This window comes from Paenibacillus sp. sgz302164, from assembly GCF_056120505.1.
The window spans coordinates 63,718-80,812 of sequence record NZ_JBVYOL010000015.1; the positions used below are offsets into that span (position 1 = coordinate 63,718).

Consider the following 17,095-nt stretch of genomic DNA (forward strand, 5'->3'; position numbering starts at 1 on the left):
GATATTATTTATCTTTGGTAAAAGGCCGTGTCCCCTGCTATCCGGGGACACGGCCTTTTATTTTTTATTAAAATGCGATAGTCCGCTCCCTTTATATTATTGGCGGCCAGGAGCGGACTTTACATAATAAAACAGGACTATACTGCAGTGGGATATGTTCCAGTCAAGTTTGTTGCAGTTGGAATATCTACTTGAATGGTAAGGATCTTTGTTGAGTAAATTGAAGGTTTTGGTGTTTTCGCTAATTCAAGTTTGATCTGGTCTTTAACACACTCCAAAGCTTCTTCTTCTGTCTCGCCGACACCACTCAAACGAAGTTCTGGAATGTAAGCTGAGAAGTTATTCGATGCATAATCTTCTTCTAACAAAACAGTAAAACCACTTATAGACATATTGCTTCCTCCTTGCTGAGTTTGAAAGGTTTGTGATGATTTTGTGGTTGTTTTGTACTAATTATAGTACGATTATAACTTTTCTATAGGCCCATTGTATTAAAATGCCTATCTGGACAAAAATTAAGCCTATTTGGTAAATAATTTGTCGAAATATGATGAATTCATGCCGTCAATAGTCAGATTCATTAAAGTTTTGATAAGTATTTCATTAAGAATTATTGTTGGAACGTCAAAAATCGATTTTTTCGATAAAGATGGGGGAACAAATGTGGAGAAAAACACAAGAATGATGATGATTTCCATAATCGCGATTATTATCATCATAGCAAATAATGCTTTCTTTTATTATGTATTAAAGAATGCACTTGAAAAAAATAGTGAAAAAGAAGTTACAACTACTGCAAATCAAATACAAAGCAGCATCGAGCAGTCGCGACTCGGAGCAAAACAGTATGAAGACAAAATCGGTGAAGAGCTACGAACAGCTTCTATTGTTATCAAATACGCACTACCTCCTCACTTGAACGATGTAAAAGAAGAGGACCTGCAGAAGCTAAAAACGGATCTCCATTTAGATGAAATCTCCTTGATGACGAAGACTCCGGATGACATTATTGTGTCGAAATCAACGGACACCAAAGAAATAGGGATGAGTACTAAGGGATGGAGTGAATGGTATATTGCTTTCAAGCAATTATTTGACGATAAAAATGTTTCGCTTAACTGGGGACAAAAACTCCCAAATTACTGGTCAGGTCCTTATGAAGTTGCAGCTTCTGATACCAAAACGATTTACAAATGGGGTTATTATTTCGATGGTACAACGGATTATATCATCGATCCCTATGTAGGTGATGCGGATTATAAGAAATATCTAAAGAGCACAGGCATGGATGCAATTATTCAGAATACTTTGAAGCAAGACCCTTCTCTACTAGAAATTACTGGGATTAATCCAGCTACTTTTGGAAAAGACCCCAAGACGTACAAAATCCCAGCCGGCGATCTTACACCGCTCGTTTTTCGTCCCTATTTCTTTGGCTCTTATAACTTTGATAACATACCAAAAGATGCAAGTTACGTCCAAGAGACGCTAAAAACGAAAACGGCTAAATCTTATCGAGCATTTATTAATGGAAAGAACGTAACAAAGACCTTTATTCCGATACATACAACGATGCTGAATGATGTTAGGGGCACTGATGAAGATGCAATGCAAAAACAAGACACCTATGTTTTAGCCATCGTATCCGATTACGAATTTATTTTAAATAGTCTTAATCATCAATTTACAACTCTGATTTCGATTATTATCCTTGGTTCAATTCTTGCATTGGGTTTATTACTCTTTTTAATTCGCTGGATCGGCAAATCTAAAGATAGAGCCGTCCAACAAACATCGAAAACCTATACCGAAGAAGTCAACCAAATGTTTTTAAATATTCGCGGCCAACGTCATGACTTTCTAAACCATGTGAATGTCATTCATTCACTTGTTGAAACTGGTAATTTCGAAGAATTAAAAAGATTTACAGATTCTTATATAGAGGATATTAGCTCATTAAATGATGTCATCAGTATTGGACAGCCTGAGATTGCGGCCATTATCCAAGCTAAGATGGTTTCAGCAATGAATAGAAGAATTCAATTCATCCATGATTTTGAGAGTATCAACTACACTATTTCGGGATCGATGTCTGTAGATATTGTGAGGATTATTGGAAATTTGATTGACAATGCTTTTGATGAAGTTGAGAAGCTTGAAGGTGACAATCGCTGGATTGAATGTAAGTGTTTGGTTGAGGGGAAGAAATTTCATTTTGCTGTGACAAATCCCATCCAAAGAGAGATAGATCAGAATCAACAAACCCTATTTTTCAAAGCCGGTTATAGTTCGAAAACTGAAGGGCATCAAGGATTAGGGTTAGCTATTATACATAATCTAATCCAAAAGTATCGCGGCGATATTAAGGTTGATTCCGATATGAATAAAATCAAATTCCACATTATTCTGCCTTTAAAGGAGGGACTTGCTTTATGAGAGAACTCTCAGTTGTGATTGCAGAAGACAAGCAATTTGATCGAGAGAAGCTCGAAATATATGCAAAACGGTTAGATTTAAATGTATTGGGTTCTTCGGGTTCGGGAGATTGGTTTGTAGAAGATTGTCAAAAATATGATCCGGATCTCGTTTTCCTCGACATTGAATTATCTGATACTGATGGAATTTCGGCATACAAAAGGATTTTAGATAAAGGAATCAATCCATATCTTATTATGGTTTCTGGTACCCAAGACCATAACTTGGTTTTAGCAGGATTTGAAATGAATTGTATTGACTTTGTGAGTAAACCTGTTACGTTTGAACGTCTTCAAATTGCTGTTGAAAAAGCTAAGTCTATCATTGAAAAGGACAATGCGTATACTAAAACGCCACCAGGAAGAATAATCCAATTAAAAAGTAACTATAGAACTCTATTCATCAGTGAGAACAAGTTTATTTATGCCCAAAAAATGAAAGGTGTGCATAAGGTCAAGGTGTTTGTAGAAGATAAGGTAGGAGAAATTGAAACCTCTACCTCCTTAACCGATATACAAGCACAGTGTACAGAACATATTTATGCACCAAACCAATCAAGTTTAATTAATTTCAAATATATTAGTACGGTTTTTCCTAGCTTCTCTGTTTTAGGTGCTTATAAAATAAAGATGAATTATAATGATATTGAAATTGACTTGAGCAGAAGAAATCGAAAAGACTTTGATCAGTGGTTTGCTAGGCTGTCTAGGGATTATTAACAAAAATGTTGGCTAGCGTTAACTAACTACTCTTAGGTGCGGTAGACATTGCGTCACCGTAGAACCCTAGGTTCAAAGCTTGCCAAGGTTGTTGCCCAGATCCCCAGTAGTCCATTACGGATCCTTTTCTACTCGATCCCGCGGTCGGCTCGATCGGCTTCCTGTAGTAGCTAGTGTCAAGCTGCTGACGGTTATAGAAACTCTCTCAGATTTGTCAACTCACGCTTTTATTTTCTTCGTACTTTACGGGCACCGTGATTCGGCCTACGGCACCTCTGAGCAAGTCACTGTAGAACGCTCCTTGTTTCTTTGGATGGGGACTGGCGCAACACTGCGGTGCCTGCAGCAACGTTGTTCCAATTGGTGCGTCGCGATTGTGGGTGGTTCCTTTTTTTTTATACGGTTACTTTTTAACAAACTAAAGTGGGAGGATGAGCCGCGCTTGAAGAAAACAAGATTAATCGCGATAACCCTGGCTTTAGTTGGCATTTTCGCTATAAATATAACTTACTATTCGACTACTAAAAATACCTTAATACAAGAACAGCAAAATAAAATAACAACTATGGTTAATAGCATTACCATATCGATACATAATTCTAATATTGGGGAGCAACTATTTGAGGATATGCTAGGTCTTAACCTTAGAACAGCATCAATAGCTGTACAATACGCACTTCCCTCGGATATTGAGAAAGTCGACAATAACAAACTCATTGAAATAAAAAATAAATTAATGGTTGATGGTATCACTTTATTAAAGAAAAAAGATGATGATATTATTGGCTATAAATCGTCAGACCCCAAAGAAATTGGCATGAGTACACGGGGATGGACAAATGGTTGGTTTGAAGCCTTTAATCAATTATTGAATGAGCATGAGGCTAAAGTTGGCGGATCATTAACATTCGGGCAATTTCTACCCAATTATTGGAGCGGGCCTTTTGATACATCTTCAACGAACAGAATTAATATAGATAAATGGGGTTATTACAATGATGGAGATACAAATTACTTAATAGATCCTTATGTTCACGATACACATTTTTTGGAATTTAAAAAAGCCACAGGCGTAGAAACAACAATCTCTGAAATGATTAAAAAAAATAATTGGCTTATCGAAATTGGAGTCTTAAATCCCGTTGTTATTGGCGGACTCATTAATCAAGATCCTGAGAAACCAAATTGGTACCAAGAAAGAAAGATATTATTCGGAAGTTATTCGTACCCAGACGAAAACGTGGTAAATATAGCTTTAGACGGAATGAAGTACGGAAAAACAGTCAGTACCTTTGGACAAGTTAATAACAAAGATATTATGAGAACATATGTTCCAATAAAAAATGTCTCTTTAGGTGCATATCATACGGATTTACTCTTGTGCATAGTTTCTGATTACAAAAGTATTCGACAATCATTATACAAGCAACAAATTAAATTATTCCTTATTACCTCATTAGTTACATTCATAGCTATGATTATTTTTGTAACAATATTTCGAATTACAAACCGATCCAAGGAGGAAGCTCTTTTAAGCGCTCAAGGTATATATACAGGCAACATTCATGGCCTTTTCAATGCAATTAAGGAACAAAGGCATGATTTCAATAATCACGTAAGTACAATTCACTCCTTGATCGAGCTTGGAAAATATGATGAATTGAAGAGTTATGCAGAAGAAATTATTGGCGAAACGGTAGCGATAAACGATATAATCATGATAGACAATCCCGCACTCTGTGCTCTTGTTCAAGCAAAGGCAGCGCTAGCGGTTGATAAAAAGATCATATTCGAACATGAACTTGCCAATATGAGAGACCTAAGTGAAAGCACAGTAAAAGCCACTGATGTAGTTAAAATAATTAGTAATCTACTGGACAATGCCTTTGATGCAACAATTATGTCGAAAGAAAAGAAGGTAATACTTACTGGTTCCATAGTAAATGGTCGGCTTAAAATTAGTGTATTTAACACTGGCGAGCCAATCCCTGTAGAAATCAGTGAGAAAATTTTCGAATCAGGCTTTTCAACAAAAGGAGAAGGGAATTTTGGATTGGGGTTAGCAATTGTAACTAAGCTAGTAAAAAAATATCAAGGAACTATACAGCTCTTAACTACAAATGAAGGTAATGAATTTAATTTGCATATAGTATTATGAGTTTGATTAATTTTTCAGTTTACAAATCAGCGAATATTATTTTCCGGAGGATCTAATGAAAAGAAGGAATATATACTTGGATTATAGCTCCATTTCTTTACGTTTAGACGTGTTATCAGAAGAGATAAAAAAAGATCGACATGATGCAATAGTAATTCTATTGAGAGGTGGATCGTTTCCTGGTATACATATGGCATTTCTCACAGGCTTGCCGTATTACTTTATCCAATATGATCGTGCTAACAGTGCTGTCGTGCCATTGGGAAATTTACCTCCCGTTAATTCACGCATCTTACTTTGCGAGGATTTCGCAGGCAGTGGAAAGACATTAATTGATAGTAAAAATTACCTGATTGGAGCGGGTTATTCTTGTTCGACGCTTGTTGTATGTAAGGATCTCATTTCTGCGTCGGAACCAGATTATTTTTGTTTTCAATTAAATGAGAAAGATGCAAGATTTATTTTGCCTTGGGAACGCCACGTGGTCAACACAAACGGAATTCTACGGAGTCCAGGTCTTGCTGATCACGATTATGAACATACTGCATGGGATATGGATGGGGTTTTTTTGGAGGACGTTGATTCAGTTCATTATAGAGAGAGCTTGGAGAAAGCGTTGGCTCTAAGAGATACCTTTGAACTTTCGCCATTTGTACCAAGAGTATCATCTGGCGATATAATTATCACGGGGCGTCCAGAAGTCGATCGTGAAAGAACTATAAACTGGTTGCAAAAGAACCAAATATGTATACCTGTAGTATTTCGGGACGATGGCATTGATGTCCCCGATGCTGAGAGTACTGCAAGATGGAAAGGACAGCGGGCACTTGAACTCGGATTTACCCACTATGTTGAGAGCGATGCGAGGCAAGCTGCTAATATCGCGGCACTTTACCCAGAACTAAGGGTAACGTGGTGGAATGAAGGAAAGCCGATACAATTGCAAGCTGCAAGTTTAAAAAAATGAGTGGAATGGCTTAATAAGTCCGGTCGGGCAAAGTCCGTCAGGGTAAAAATTTGGAGGGACCATGGAGCTGGAGAGCGTGTTTTCCGTCGCTCCAGTTCGTATTGTTCAAAAAATTTACAGCTACCAGTAAATAATGTAGAGTTAATCAAATTAACAGAAGAATATAATAAACTACAAGTGGATCAGGATACCACTTAAATCACCTGCCTGGCACATATGGGGTAACGATCTAGTGGGTCAGTGAAGTCGAGGGTTGCTTCGCTATTTGTGAAGCCACTGATACCGGGAACCGGGTATTAAGTGAAGCCTCATTGCCGGCCTCGAAGTTACAGAGGCATAGTACATCGAAGTGCTTAAACAGCGACCGTTCCGAAATAAAGTAATGATTTGTTTGATCCTTTCTGGAAACTGAAAAGGGGAGAGTCATTACTTTCCAATTGTGAAAGCGTGGTAGCGGGTAGGGATATAGGAACCGTAACCAATCCGAAGAAGGTTCTTCATAAGCAATTGGGTAAACAAATACGGGATAAGGAGTACTGCGGGCGCCGGCGCGGGCGTGTCGGCCAGGCCTGCCATGTACGGCGGTGGGAGATGGTGGCGGCGGAGCGCCGGCGGGGAGCGGCGAGAGCGCGCTCTTTTTTTCGTAGCGATCGTTCGGCCGGATCTGCAGCAACGTGCCGGCAATCGACGGCGGCCGGTGCGGTCGCGCTCCGGACGGAGACACACACTTTGATAGAAGAGAGCCGACCGGGCACCACTTGGCGCGGGCGCCGGCGCGGGCGTGTCGGCCAGGCCTGCCATGTACGGCGGTGGGAGATGGTGGCGGCGGAGCGCCGGCGGGGAGCGGCGAGAGCGCGCTCTTTTTTTCGTAGCGATCGTTCGGCCGGATCTGCAGCAACGTGCCGGCAATCGACGGCGGCCGGTGCGGTCGCGCTCCGGACGGAGACACACACTTTGATAGAAGAGAGCCGACCGGGCACCACTTGGCGCGGGCGCCGGCGCGGGCGTGTCGGCCAGGCCTGCCATGTACTGCTCTGAAGCCGGTATTCATTTATTAGGATTTGAATTGTACTGATCGAAACGTGAAAAAAGATGGATTCGGCGGATGTAGCTCGAGAGCCATTTATTTGTTTTGTCAATTGCCGCCCCTTTAAAGTTTCTAAATTATAGGCGATAATTAAGTTGCTCAGAGTCGTGTCACGCCCCGGCAACATCCAACTGATAGCAAGTTCTGTGATGACGGTACGCCGATGCTCCGGGCGGTGGGACGTTTAAGCGCCGCGGCGACGTGATTGTAAAGCCTTGCGCACCCTGGCTAATGTACATAGCTACTGCTGAAAAACCGGTGCACCGATTAATTCAAAAGTGGCGGCTAACCAGCGAGGCTTTTTGAGGTATTCTAATCAAAAGCGAAATAGTTTATGGGCGATGTAGAAATTCTGTAAGTTAGCTCGTCGTAAAAACTTTTGAGAGAGGTGGATATCTATGCATTACACACTTTTATTTTATGAGTGTTCCGAGGATTTTTACCTTGGAAATGATCCAGAGCAACAAAGAGAGTACTGGGCAGCCTGGCCCCACTATGTGGAGGCATTGCATGATGCAGGCATTGTTGTGGGCGGGGCTTGCCTACAGTCGCCGGAGACATCGATTACTTTAAGGTTGCGACGTGAAGGCGAGCCACTCCTCGTTCAAGATGGACCTATTGCCGACACCAAGGAGCAGCTTGTCGGCTTCTTCATCATCGATGTTCCTGATCTTGATACCGCACTCGTTTGGGCGTCGCGTTGTCCGAAACCTCCAGGTAATGTCGTCGAAGTTCGACCAAATCTTCTACACCCACTAAATGGCTGAAATTGTTTATTAATCAATACTTTTTTTGTTATGCAACCACTTTTGATTCATTATTTTGTGAAGAAAAGTTGTTGCATAACATATTATTGAAGTTTAGAGCGGCTTATTAATTTTAATGGGGGATAGAGATAATCAATGAATGATCGAGAGAGATACCTTGCAGAATACAAAAAAATCATCAAAATTACAGGTAAGAAAGTAGATAATCTTGAAAAGAGTTTTGAAGAGGTTTTTAACGATTACTTGAAGGTCAGGCCATTTGCTACGTTGTATAGCTTTATTAAGTACCTGACTGATAAAATAAATGGTTATTAAAAGAAGAGGGAGAAAGGGAAGTAATAGAAGTAGGCAAAGAAAAGAAGAACGTTGACTTCGAAAATGTACATACTAATGCTATACTGACATATGGGAGAGAGATATAGTGAACGAAGATTTCCTAAAGCTAATTGAGCAGTTATTGGATAAAAAACTTGCCCCTATACATGATAAACTTGTAGAAATGGATCATAAGTTGAATCTGTTGGTTGAAGGCGATCCAGAAGACATTGGTATCATGCTGTAAATTATCGACAAGAGACTAAGATGACATATAAATAAATGGCTCCCGAAAGATCAATAATCATGGAGCTTTTTTCATGGGATAATACCAAGATTAGTAAGCGTTAAATTGTTGACGGAAATCCCTTATACAGCGATATCGCCATACCGCACCGGCACTTGCCCGAGCGTGGGAACGCACCCGGAAGAATAAGGAGCGTGAGCTTGAGTTGCTTCATAGCTGACCGACCTCCATCATCATCGGATCACCCTTGTTTTTCGGTCGAAGACTTTATTTTCAATATAATAATTTTATTTCTGACAGGGGGCACGTTTTCTTTCCGGGTCATTCACCCAGTGTCCAGTTGAGCCGACGGCAAACATGCAGCAAGGAAGTTGATGCGCGAAGGCGCCTGCCGATTGCACTGGACTGCATCGGGGGTTGACGATCCTTGCTGATCGTGCAGCCTCGGGTTCAGACGGTCAGAATGTAGTAACGCTTCGGGCGAACCGATGAGTATCGTCGTTCGCCCATTGTTGTGCATTAACTGGTGGGGATGCTTGAAGATACATAACAATCTCTTGCTTTGACTTTATTACTCATGATATGATTGATTACGGTAATAAATAAATTGAATAATAGCTCGGAAATCTCGGGCATACAAAGATGGAAGCACCGTCTCTCGCCGAAAGGCTTGAGTTGGTTCTTCCTTTTTTATTACCAATAATTTACTGGAGAAGGGATGTTAAAAATGGAGAAATTGTTCCACCACTGCGGTACACAATCCGAAATTCGGGGGATTATGGGAGAATATGATTGGTTGATGGATGGTATGGTGATCGGTAAAGTTGGACGTGATGCCTTTATCAATTTCATCAATAACGAAAGCTGGGTAAGCGCGCGTTTCTCTGTACATGCTATTTTTACCGGCGCCAATACAAATTTTATTGTCGCCGTCGCGAACTGCAACGCGGACAACGAGGTCCTGACTACCTACGCGGGCACTTGGAACTGTGATGAGGCCGCGAAAGGCGCCTCTCTGGCTGTGCTTACGATCTTTCCTAACTTGTCGTACCGGCGAACACGTGGACTGCTATGCGAGCTCGGTAAGTTGATGTACAGCGTACTGTCCGAATTTGATTCCCGCTCCACCGTAAAGCTTTCGTCTGAGCGCGTTTCGGCGGATTTGTCGATTGACCGATACGAAGTCATGACCGACTTGGATTGGATCGAAGACATTATGGATGCCACCATAAAGAATACGGATTGTCGCGTAATATTCGAAAAGGATGCAGGTGATTCGGAGTTTAGCGACTATATACCGGCGATCAGAAGGGGATCTGTAGGTAGCAACTTGGAAATGGTAATGACGGAAGCTAGCAATCTTATTCATGAAAACATCCAGGATGCCCTTAGAAACGGCCGATCGATTCCGGTCGATACATCTATCCTCAATACGATTTCAGTCGCTGTAGAATCCCTGCGTAGACTGACAGAAGGTCGTGGGGCATGAGGGTTACTGGTTTTTTTCGCTGGAACAAAAGTCTTCCCGGTGGCTATTCCAACGCCTCTGGCGGATGGCCGGCATTATACGATCAAGAAAGTAAGCGTCTTTATTTTCACAATGACCTTACACGAATGCATGAAGCAGCAACACTCAACCTCATGGCTCCGCTACGCGGCTTGGCTGGTGTACAGTTCCGCGCCATCCATTACGAGGATAACCAACTGCGTTTTTGGGAGACGCGCCGACGCAATGGAGATACGGACTGGGAATTTTCGCTTACCCGAGAAGCGATCGGGAAGTTCTCTATTTGGATCCTCGAGGCACCGATCTGGAATTGTACGCCTCAGAGAATATGGCCGTCTCCGAGTTTTGAAGGCGATCCGGAATTTGCATTGGTTTACCATATGGTTAAAAGATACCCAAGGCAGAGTGGCTAACCCGCTCCCATGTTGAGTACCCCGATCAATTTCGCAAAAAACCTTTGGATATTTTCGTCCTTACAAATATAAACACCAATGATACAATTAGTACGTCATAAGACGAAAGCAGAAAATAAAGTATTAGACTCCGCGGAACGATCCGGTCGCCGCCGTCGCCGGGCGCGCCGCCCCTTCGCGGGCCGCATCCGGAAGAACCCGAAGCACAACTGCTGACTAACCACCCGGCCACTACCGTCACCGGCGCGCCCGTGCGCAAGACAGCATGCAGAAGAACCCGAAGCGAGAGATGCAGAGTAGCCATCGGCCGGCGCCGTCACCGGCGCGCCACCTATGCACGGATCCAGCGCCGAAGAACCTAAAGCGCGAGCGGCAGCGCAGCTGCCCGGCCGGCGCCGTCACCGACGCACAGCCCCGTACGCGGTTGCCTCCGGAAGAAACCAGAGCGCGAGCTACAGCCGCTGGCGCGCCAGTCTACAACTTTATTTTTCAGTCTAAAACTTTATTTTCTGCTGACACAAAAGCCCGCCCGACAGAGAAATCGAGTGGGCTTTTGGCGCTTGGCAGCTCATCGCACTAACGGGTGAGAGACCCTAGCGCACCGCAAGGTGGGAAACCAGCCGGTGAATGTGGGCAACAAAAGAAGCTGAATTCATATTTACGCGGATGGGGGAATTACTTCGGCTGTGGACATGTGAAGACACTGATGATCGTATATGAAACATGGATACGGAGAAGGCTTCGAATGGTATAACTGCGAAGTTGGAAGAAGCCAAGGAACTTTCATCGGGCTTTGAGGAAAAAGAAATGGAAAGGGGAACTTCCCCAAGTGCGTATGTTCGCATGGAGAAGTTCCCTTTCCAAACCTGCCAGTGTGGCTATGCCAATCGATTGGTTTAGAGAAAGAGGTCTCGTCTTTCTCGTGGATATTTACGATAACATCATCCCCAGAGGGGAGGAGCCGTATGCGATGACCCGCACGTACTGAGAGGCCCATGCAATTGCGCGTGGGCCTACTCGATTTAATATGCCAACTCGCGACGAAATCACAACTCTTTGAATAAAGTAATTTATATATATTATTTTTTATTATTTAATACATATATGTATTATTTCTGAAAATATTGTCTATCTTATTGATTTCAACATGTATATTTACTTGTTTTTTGGAAATGAATTCTAATAACAATTGTGAGGCTCAAGAAGAAACTAGCAAAAAAATCGCTTTCTCTTATCAAAAAAAAGATTAATAATAGAAGTATCTTCTTTGTCCAGCTGAAAATATTTTTGAGACTGAAGGAGGGGGCACCTGTGGATTTTTCTTGGGTAAGCGTTTCAAGTGATTATGTAATGAATTTTGGTGATATCGTCTTTAGGTTACAACATATGACCAAGGATTTAGGCTGGACTGACTTGTCAATTGATCGGCTTAAAGAAAAATCGTTTTCCTTGCAGGTGCGAAAAGAAACTAGCGTTAAGTTTGTCAATTTAGGACACATTTTTAAGATTGGTTCTTCTGATTACGAAGACGAGGATAGCGTAGACGGCCACCGATGGAATAATATGCAAAACATTGTGGATCGTTCCTTCGAGATATTGGACTGCTTATTTTCGTTAACCGGCAGACGTTTACTGGATTCCCCCTGGGGAGATGTGGAAGATGTGGAGGTATATCTGTCCGGTCATATTTTCGATGTTTTTACTCCCTTCCATGGAGGTCTTATGGTCAGCAAAGAAGCGGCAAAGTTGTTTCTGAGCCCTGCTGCACGGAGTTTTGGGTGTACTTTTGGGAAGTATCATTGCTACGAAGAAGATTGCGAATGGTTTATTCCCGTTTACGAGTTGCGTCCTTTCTGGCCAATGATATTGAAAAAAGCAGATAGGGACATGAAGAAGAATCCTGAATCCTATATTCTTAGGCAGATTGAAGCTTCTTTTCCGAGATATCTGTCTGCGATTAGCATGAAGAAAGCATAAAAGAGGGGAGAAGAATAAGATGTTCATATGGATTGATGATGCCGAGTATAACTTAACCAGCAGAGATGTCATGGAGATTTTAAACCGCAACTATGGCTCCATCTTTGGAAAAGAGGTCACGACATTTGACGTTGGCAAATGGACGAAATTTAATGAAATTAATGCCATTAAACGAGAAGGCAATCGGTGGAGATATCGAGAAGTTGACATCCACGATTTTGCATACAGATTTCAACATGATATGCTGCATAAGTTTAATTCTTCGTATGATTCACGGACGCGTTGCAAAGTCCCCGACGATATTCTAAGGGACTGGTTTCATGAAGAATCGACTTTTCAGCATATCATTTGCATCCTGGTAACCCTTCATCCTTACGCAATATTTAATGATCCGGAACGGTACTATGAGGATATTGGCCGAGCTGAAGGTGGCATAATATTCAAAAACGCAGCAGTAGCATTTCGATCTTGGGGTGTTGATATTAAGGACACTGTTCTCTCATTCGAAAAGCAACGGTTATTATATCCGGTACTGGTCGCACAAGCAATTAATCAGTTAACTGCTGCATATAAAGAAACTGAAGGCAAATCGATTAAAGAAAGACTATTAGCCGCCGGGTGGAGTCTTGTTAATAATCGTATTCTGTATGACGATTATTTGAAGGAAGCAGGAGATGGGTTCGGGTTCGAAGGGTGGTCAGGCTTGAATGAACGTCTTTATGATGAAATTCACCCAACTCATTACGTACCAATGGTTAAACGTCCACGACCAATCAACGAGTAATCTATTTGAAGTAAACGCGCGAAACAATCACAGAAGGAGGCTTTTATGGATATTCACTTATTGTTAGGCGATAACGATCCTCATCTACCTAGATTGACTACGATGCACTCAGTTGCACATTTCTTTCCTGCATCTTTGAACACTCTCATAGAGAACGACGATAAATCCGTTAGGCTCATAGGTTCGATTGATCGTTCAGAATATACGAAATCCATTGACGACGTAGCAAGACGATTGGACCATTACTTAAATAAACGTATATGTTTATCCGATTCGTTAGAAAAGTATTTTCTCCGTGATGCTATATTTACGAATTACCTGCATCAAGAAGATGGAAAATGGAAGCTGACTTTTAAGTGTGATGAACGAACCTTCAGGGATGAAGAATTTCATGCAGAGGATCAGTTACAGGAGTCTGCAACAAACTTCGAGGAATTGATTGCTACCTTGGAACAAAAAATTCACGAACTTCAAAGCATTAGTGAATCGATAGAAATCAATGGTCAGGCAGTAGGGCAAGGGGGATTTGAAAAACCTCTCTTTCAAACAATCTATGAAGATTTCGAACTTGAAATAAAAGAAACCGTAAAATCATTGTGTTCTCGTGCACCAAAAAAGCCAACGTTCAAGGACATACTAAGTAACATTTGGATCCACGATATCACAATGTTCGAGCACATCGAAAACATGATTCAATCCATCAACACGATCATCTTGAGCGAAGAACTGACTAGACAGTGCACGCTTTTCAATCGAAGAATCGAAGCGCTAATTAATGAATATGATTGGTCGGAAGTTGGTTAAATAACCAAAACATCCGAAATAGTGAGATATTAGTAATTCGAGAATATGAACAAGGCCGCTGCAATCGCAAGCGGCCTTGTTTTTGTGCGCGACGCATGGCGATTAACTAGGCGGTGAGAAGCGACCGAGCAAAGGTTGAGTATGGGATCTGCTTGGAAAGGCGAGAGCAGCCACGCCACCAATAGCGAGTCTTGGAACTGCAATGGTAACATTGCCGTTTAAGCGTAGATAGTTAGGATTCAGGACTGAATGTGATGGGGCCTCGAAATCTAGAAAATCGGGAAGGTCGACGGTGTTCACTGAGTCGAAGCCCGCTTTCGGCGAACCGTTCTATGCTTATGTGCGTCGGGAGCTGTTCGAGTCTTCGAAATGGATGGACACCGGCTATTCCCCGACAGTCGAACAAGCGCGGCGTTCTGTTCTCCATGCTGCTGGTGTCGATGATGATTCTGTACCAGGTCACGTAAGTGCCTCTTTATATTTGATCGTGCGAGTATTCAACCTGCAAAATACGTTCCGCAAAGATTCCAAGCGGCTGACAAGCGAAATGATGAACGAGGTCGATATGGTGATCAATGATATTCAGGATGTGGGCACCCGTTATTACACTTTCATTTATACGATGCTGTATGCGCTCGAAGACTGCGCGAATGCAGGTAAACCGTTCGTCGTGCTCGACCGGCTGAACCCGATCGACGGCTTGACGGTGGAAGGCAATGCGCTCAAGGAAGGTTTCCGGTCGTTCGTCGGCAATTATCCACTTGCCGTCCGTTACGGCATGACGGCAGGAGAGCTCGCCGCTATGGCGAACGACCAGATGAAGTGGAACGCCGAACTGCGTATCGTGCAGTTGGATGGCTGGGAGAGGAACATGCTGTTTCCGGACACCGGCCGCACGTGGATCATGCCGTCGCTCGGTATACCCCGCTTCGAGACGGCGCTGCTATACCCGGGCACCTGTTTGATCGAAGGCACGAACTTGTCGGAAGCGCGGGGGACGACGATTCCGTTCGAGGCGTTCGGTGCGCCGTTCATCGAAGCCGAGCGGTTGGCGGACGAGATGAACGCCAAGCGACTGCCCGGTGTGAAATTCAGGCAGGTTTATTTCAAGCCGACATTCTCCAAGTTCCGGGACGAATTAAACGGTGGCGTTCAACTGCACGTTCTTGATGCTCGGGCTCTGAGGCCGCTCGAATCCGGCATCGTGCTGCTGGATACGATCCGACGCAATTATGAGGCGTTCGCTTTTTGCCGCCTATCAAGGAGGACTTGAGACCGTTCATCGACCTGCTGGGAGAAGACAGCGTGTACCGGCAGGAACCGCTCGACGGTCCGGTGCTGCTAGAGCGGTTCCGCAAGGAAAGCAGTGAGTTTGCCAGCATGAAGGCGGCTTATCATCTGTATTGAGGAAAGGACGGTTCTGATACTTAACAGGATTGGACGGCGGCGGCACTAAAACCGCGGCGACCGTGCTTGACGAGCAGGGCAGAGCCCTCCAAACGTTCGAGACCGGCGCGATCAATTGCAACGGGCAGGATGAAGCGAGCGTGCGCGCCAGTCTGCAGCATATTGTCGAGACGATCGCTCATGTATGCGGTGGCTTGGAGCATTGAACGCAAATGTGCATCGGCACGGCCGGGCGGTGGCCCGCCTGGAGGCGACGGTGCGGGCATGCGGGTATGGAGGCGGATTGACGATCGTCGGCGGCCAGGAAACGGTGCTTTGCGGCGCGCACGACTGCGAATTCGGGATGATTCTCATCGCGGGCACCGGGTCGATCTGCTTCGTCAGAACGGGCGGCTTCGGGCATCTGATTGATGACGAAGGCAGTGGCTACAGCATCAGACCCGATCTGCTAGTCGCACTGATGCGCGCGCATGATGGGCGTCTGCCCGGTATTACTTTTGCGCGGCAGATTCACGAATGACTCGGATTGGCGTTGATTCAAGAGATTCTTCCGGTTTGTTTATGACAGAGGGACGAACAAAAAAGATATCTCTGCGCTAGCGGCGATCTTGTCCTATGCCAGCGACGCTGGGACGAAACGGCGATGGAGATTGCCGGCAAAAGCGCCCGCTCCTTGATCGAGCTCATCGTTCCCGTAGTGGAGAAGCTGTCGATGTAAGAAGTAGACTTGGCTATGGCGGGCAGCGTGCTGCTCAAAAACCGGTTCGTCCGGGACATGTTCACGGATCTGCTGAAAGCGAGGTACCCCGGCATGTGCTGCTTCGCGGCCAATCGCGACGCTTCGGCCGGGGCGACGCTGATGGCATGGAACCGCATGGGGGGGAGAGGAGAGAGTAGAAAATGAAGAAAATCGAATTCATGACTTTGCAGGAGAAGATTGGGCAAATGCTGTTGTGTGGCTTTGCCGGAACGGAGCCGGACGAAGGACTGGAGGAGCTCATTCGGGAGTACCGGATCGGCGGCGTCACTTATTTTTCCCGCAATGTGGAGAATACACGGCAGGTTGCTCGCTTGTCCGAGCGGCTCCAGCAGATCGCCCTGCAGGCGGATACGGTTCCGTTATGGGTTTCGATCGACCAAGAACGCTGCATGGTCGCCCGTATTACCGAGGGAGTGGCCCTCATGCCCGGACAGATGGCGCTGGCCGCCGGCCGGGATGCGTCCGCAAACGGCGTCTATAAGGCAGCGTTCGTCTCGGGCAATGAGCTCCGTGCGCTCGGCATTAACCTCAACTTTGCGCCGGTACTCAATGTCAACAACAATCCGGACAATCCGGTCATCGGCGTACGCTCGTTCGGCGTGTCGACCGAGCTTGTCGCGGTATATGGGTCGGAGGCTGTCCAAGGCTATCAAGTAGCGCCGGAGTAGTGGCGACCGCGAAGCACTTTCCAGGCTATGGCGATACGAA

The 17,095-nt window shown here is 44.2% G+C and carries 19 protein-coding genes; 18 read left to right on the forward strand and 1 reads right to left on the reverse strand.

Features of this window, described 5'->3' with window-relative positions:
- Positions 1-137: 137 nt before the first annotated feature.
- On the reverse strand, positions 138-392 hold the full coding sequence (locus AC0LWT_RS23540; protein WP_474683728.1) for a type II toxin-antitoxin system HicB family antitoxin: 255 nt from the start codon (positions 390-392) through the stop codon (positions 138-140).
- Positions 393-663: 271 nt separating this feature from the next.
- Here AC0LWT_RS23540 and AC0LWT_RS23545 point away from each other — a divergent pair, with 271 nt between their 5' ends.
- The 18 genes from AC0LWT_RS23545 to AC0LWT_RS23630 all read left to right on the forward strand — a co-directional run bounded on the left by AC0LWT_RS23545 (position 664) and on the right by AC0LWT_RS23630 (position 17,055).
- Positions 664-2,436 carry a sensor histidine kinase gene (locus AC0LWT_RS23545; protein WP_474683729.1) on the forward strand — a complete coding sequence of 591 codons (1,773 nt, stop codon included), beginning with the start codon at positions 664-666 and terminating at the stop codon, positions 2,434-2,436.
- On the forward strand, positions 2,433-3,194 hold the full coding sequence (locus tag AC0LWT_RS23550; protein WP_474683730.1) for a LytR/AlgR family response regulator transcription factor: 762 nt from the start codon (positions 2,433-2,435) through the stop codon (positions 3,192-3,194). The genes AC0LWT_RS23545 and AC0LWT_RS23550 overlap by 4 nt, the downstream gene beginning before the upstream one ends.
- A 442-nt stretch (positions 3,195-3,636) precedes the next feature.
- On the forward strand, positions 3,637-5,352 hold the full coding sequence (locus AC0LWT_RS23555; RefSeq protein ID WP_474683731.1) for a sensor histidine kinase: 1,716 nt from the start codon (positions 3,637-3,639) through the stop codon (positions 5,350-5,352).
- Positions 5,353-5,407: 55 nt separating this feature from the next.
- Positions 5,408-6,319, forward strand: coding sequence for a hypothetical protein (locus AC0LWT_RS23560; protein ID WP_474683732.1), 912 nt, complete (start codon positions 5,408-5,410; stop codon positions 6,317-6,319).
- A gap of 1,485 nt (positions 6,320-7,804) precedes the next feature.
- Positions 7,805-8,173, forward strand: coding sequence for a YciI family protein (locus tag AC0LWT_RS23565; RefSeq protein ID WP_474683733.1), 369 nt, complete (start codon positions 7,805-7,807; stop codon positions 8,171-8,173).
- 421 nt (positions 8,174-8,594) lie between these two features.
- A complete protein-coding gene (locus AC0LWT_RS23570) occupies positions 8,595-8,735 on the forward strand; it encodes a hypothetical protein (RefSeq protein WP_474683734.1) in 141 nt (46 codons plus the stop codon).
- Positions 8,736-9,462: 727 nt separating this feature from the next.
- On the forward strand, positions 9,463-10,224 hold the full coding sequence (locus tag AC0LWT_RS23575) for a hypothetical protein (protein ID WP_474683735.1): 762 nt from the start codon (positions 9,463-9,465) through the stop codon (positions 10,222-10,224).
- Positions 10,221-10,655: a hypothetical protein gene (locus tag AC0LWT_RS23580; protein ID WP_474683736.1), complete on the forward strand. Its 435-nt coding sequence runs from the start codon at positions 10,221-10,223 to the stop codon at positions 10,653-10,655. Before AC0LWT_RS23575 ends, AC0LWT_RS23580 begins: the two co-directional genes overlap by 4 nt.
- Before the next feature lie 583 nt (positions 10,656-11,238).
- A complete protein-coding gene (locus tag AC0LWT_RS23585) occupies positions 11,239-11,409 on the forward strand; it encodes a group II intron maturase-specific domain-containing protein (RefSeq protein WP_474683737.1) in 171 nt (56 codons plus the stop codon).
- A gap of 75 nt (positions 11,410-11,484) precedes the next feature.
- Positions 11,485-11,643 (forward strand): hypothetical protein, encoded by a 159-nt coding sequence (locus AC0LWT_RS23590; protein ID WP_474683738.1) that lies wholly within the window; start codon positions 11,485-11,487, stop codon positions 11,641-11,643.
- Positions 11,644-11,966: 323 nt separating this feature from the next.
- Positions 11,967-12,632 (forward strand): DUF7007 domain-containing protein, encoded by a 666-nt coding sequence (locus AC0LWT_RS23595; RefSeq protein WP_474683739.1) that lies wholly within the window; start codon positions 11,967-11,969, stop codon positions 12,630-12,632.
- Between the two features lie 19 nt (positions 12,633-12,651).
- The gene (locus AC0LWT_RS23600; RefSeq protein ID WP_474683740.1) at positions 12,652-13,416 is read left to right on the forward strand and encodes a hypothetical protein; all 765 of its coding nucleotides are present in this window, start codon (positions 12,652-12,654) and stop codon (positions 13,414-13,416) included.
- 45 nt (positions 13,417-13,461) lie between these two features.
- The gene (locus AC0LWT_RS23605) at positions 13,462-14,220 is read left to right on the forward strand and encodes a hypothetical protein (protein WP_474683741.1); all 759 of its coding nucleotides are present in this window, start codon (positions 13,462-13,464) and stop codon (positions 14,218-14,220) included.
- Positions 14,221-14,512: 292 nt separating this feature from the next.
- Positions 14,513-15,493, forward strand: a complete 981-nt coding sequence (locus tag AC0LWT_RS23610; protein ID WP_474683742.1) for an exo-beta-N-acetylmuramidase NamZ family protein — start codon at positions 14,513-14,515, stop codon at positions 15,491-15,493.
- Positions 15,490-15,627: a hypothetical protein gene (locus AC0LWT_RS23615; protein ID WP_474683743.1), complete on the forward strand. Its 138-nt coding sequence runs from the start codon at positions 15,490-15,492 to the stop codon at positions 15,625-15,627. The genes AC0LWT_RS23610 and AC0LWT_RS23615 overlap by 4 nt, the downstream gene beginning before the upstream one ends.
- Positions 15,628-15,829: 202 nt before the next feature.
- Positions 15,830-16,147 carry a hypothetical protein gene (locus tag AC0LWT_RS23620; RefSeq protein WP_474683744.1) on the forward strand — a complete coding sequence of 106 codons (318 nt, stop codon included), beginning with the start codon at positions 15,830-15,832 and terminating at the stop codon, positions 16,145-16,147.
- Between the two features lie 213 nt (positions 16,148-16,360).
- The gene (locus AC0LWT_RS23625; protein ID WP_474683745.1) at positions 16,361-16,531 is read left to right on the forward strand and encodes a hypothetical protein; all 171 of its coding nucleotides are present in this window, start codon (positions 16,361-16,363) and stop codon (positions 16,529-16,531) included.
- The gene (locus AC0LWT_RS23630) at positions 16,528-17,055 is read left to right on the forward strand and encodes a glycoside hydrolase family 3 N-terminal domain-containing protein (protein WP_474683746.1); all 528 of its coding nucleotides are present in this window, start codon (positions 16,528-16,530) and stop codon (positions 17,053-17,055) included. The genes AC0LWT_RS23625 and AC0LWT_RS23630 overlap by 4 nt, the downstream gene beginning before the upstream one ends.
- The last annotated feature ends 40 nt before the right edge of the window (positions 17,056-17,095 follow it).

What these genes read in the sequence shown, in the direction of transcription:
- AC0LWT_RS23625 (WP_474683745.1), top strand. Translation starts at nt 16,361, where the DNA reads ATGGCGGGCAGCGTGCTGCTCAAAAACCGGTTCGTCCGGGACATGTTC.
- AC0LWT_RS23550 (WP_474683730.1), top strand. Translation starts at nt 2,433, where the DNA reads ATGAGAGAACTCTCAGTTGTGATTGCAGAAGACAAGCAATTTGATCGA.
- AC0LWT_RS23560 (WP_474683732.1), top strand. Translation starts at nt 5,408, where the DNA reads ATGAAAAGAAGGAATATATACTTGGATTATAGCTCCATTTCTTTACGT.
- AC0LWT_RS23565 (WP_474683733.1), top strand. Translation starts at nt 7,805, where the DNA reads ATGCATTACACACTTTTATTTTATGAGTGTTCCGAGGATTTTTACCTT.
- AC0LWT_RS23540 (WP_474683728.1), bottom strand. Translation starts at nt 392, where the DNA reads ATGTCTATAAGTGGTTTTACTGTTTTGTTAGAAGAAGATTATGCATCG.
- AC0LWT_RS23600 (WP_474683740.1), top strand. Translation starts at nt 12,652, where the DNA reads ATGTTCATATGGATTGATGATGCCGAGTATAACTTAACCAGCAGAGAT.
- AC0LWT_RS23605 (WP_474683741.1), top strand. Translation starts at nt 13,462, where the DNA reads ATGGATATTCACTTATTGTTAGGCGATAACGATCCTCATCTACCTAGA.
- AC0LWT_RS23630 (WP_474683746.1), top strand. Translation starts at nt 16,528, where the DNA reads ATGAAGAAAATCGAATTCATGACTTTGCAGGAGAAGATTGGGCAAATG.
- AC0LWT_RS23580 (WP_474683736.1), top strand. Translation starts at nt 10,221, where the DNA reads ATGAGGGTTACTGGTTTTTTTCGCTGGAACAAAAGTCTTCCCGGTGGC.
- AC0LWT_RS23575 (WP_474683735.1), top strand. Translation starts at nt 9,463, where the DNA reads ATGGAGAAATTGTTCCACCACTGCGGTACACAATCCGAAATTCGGGGG.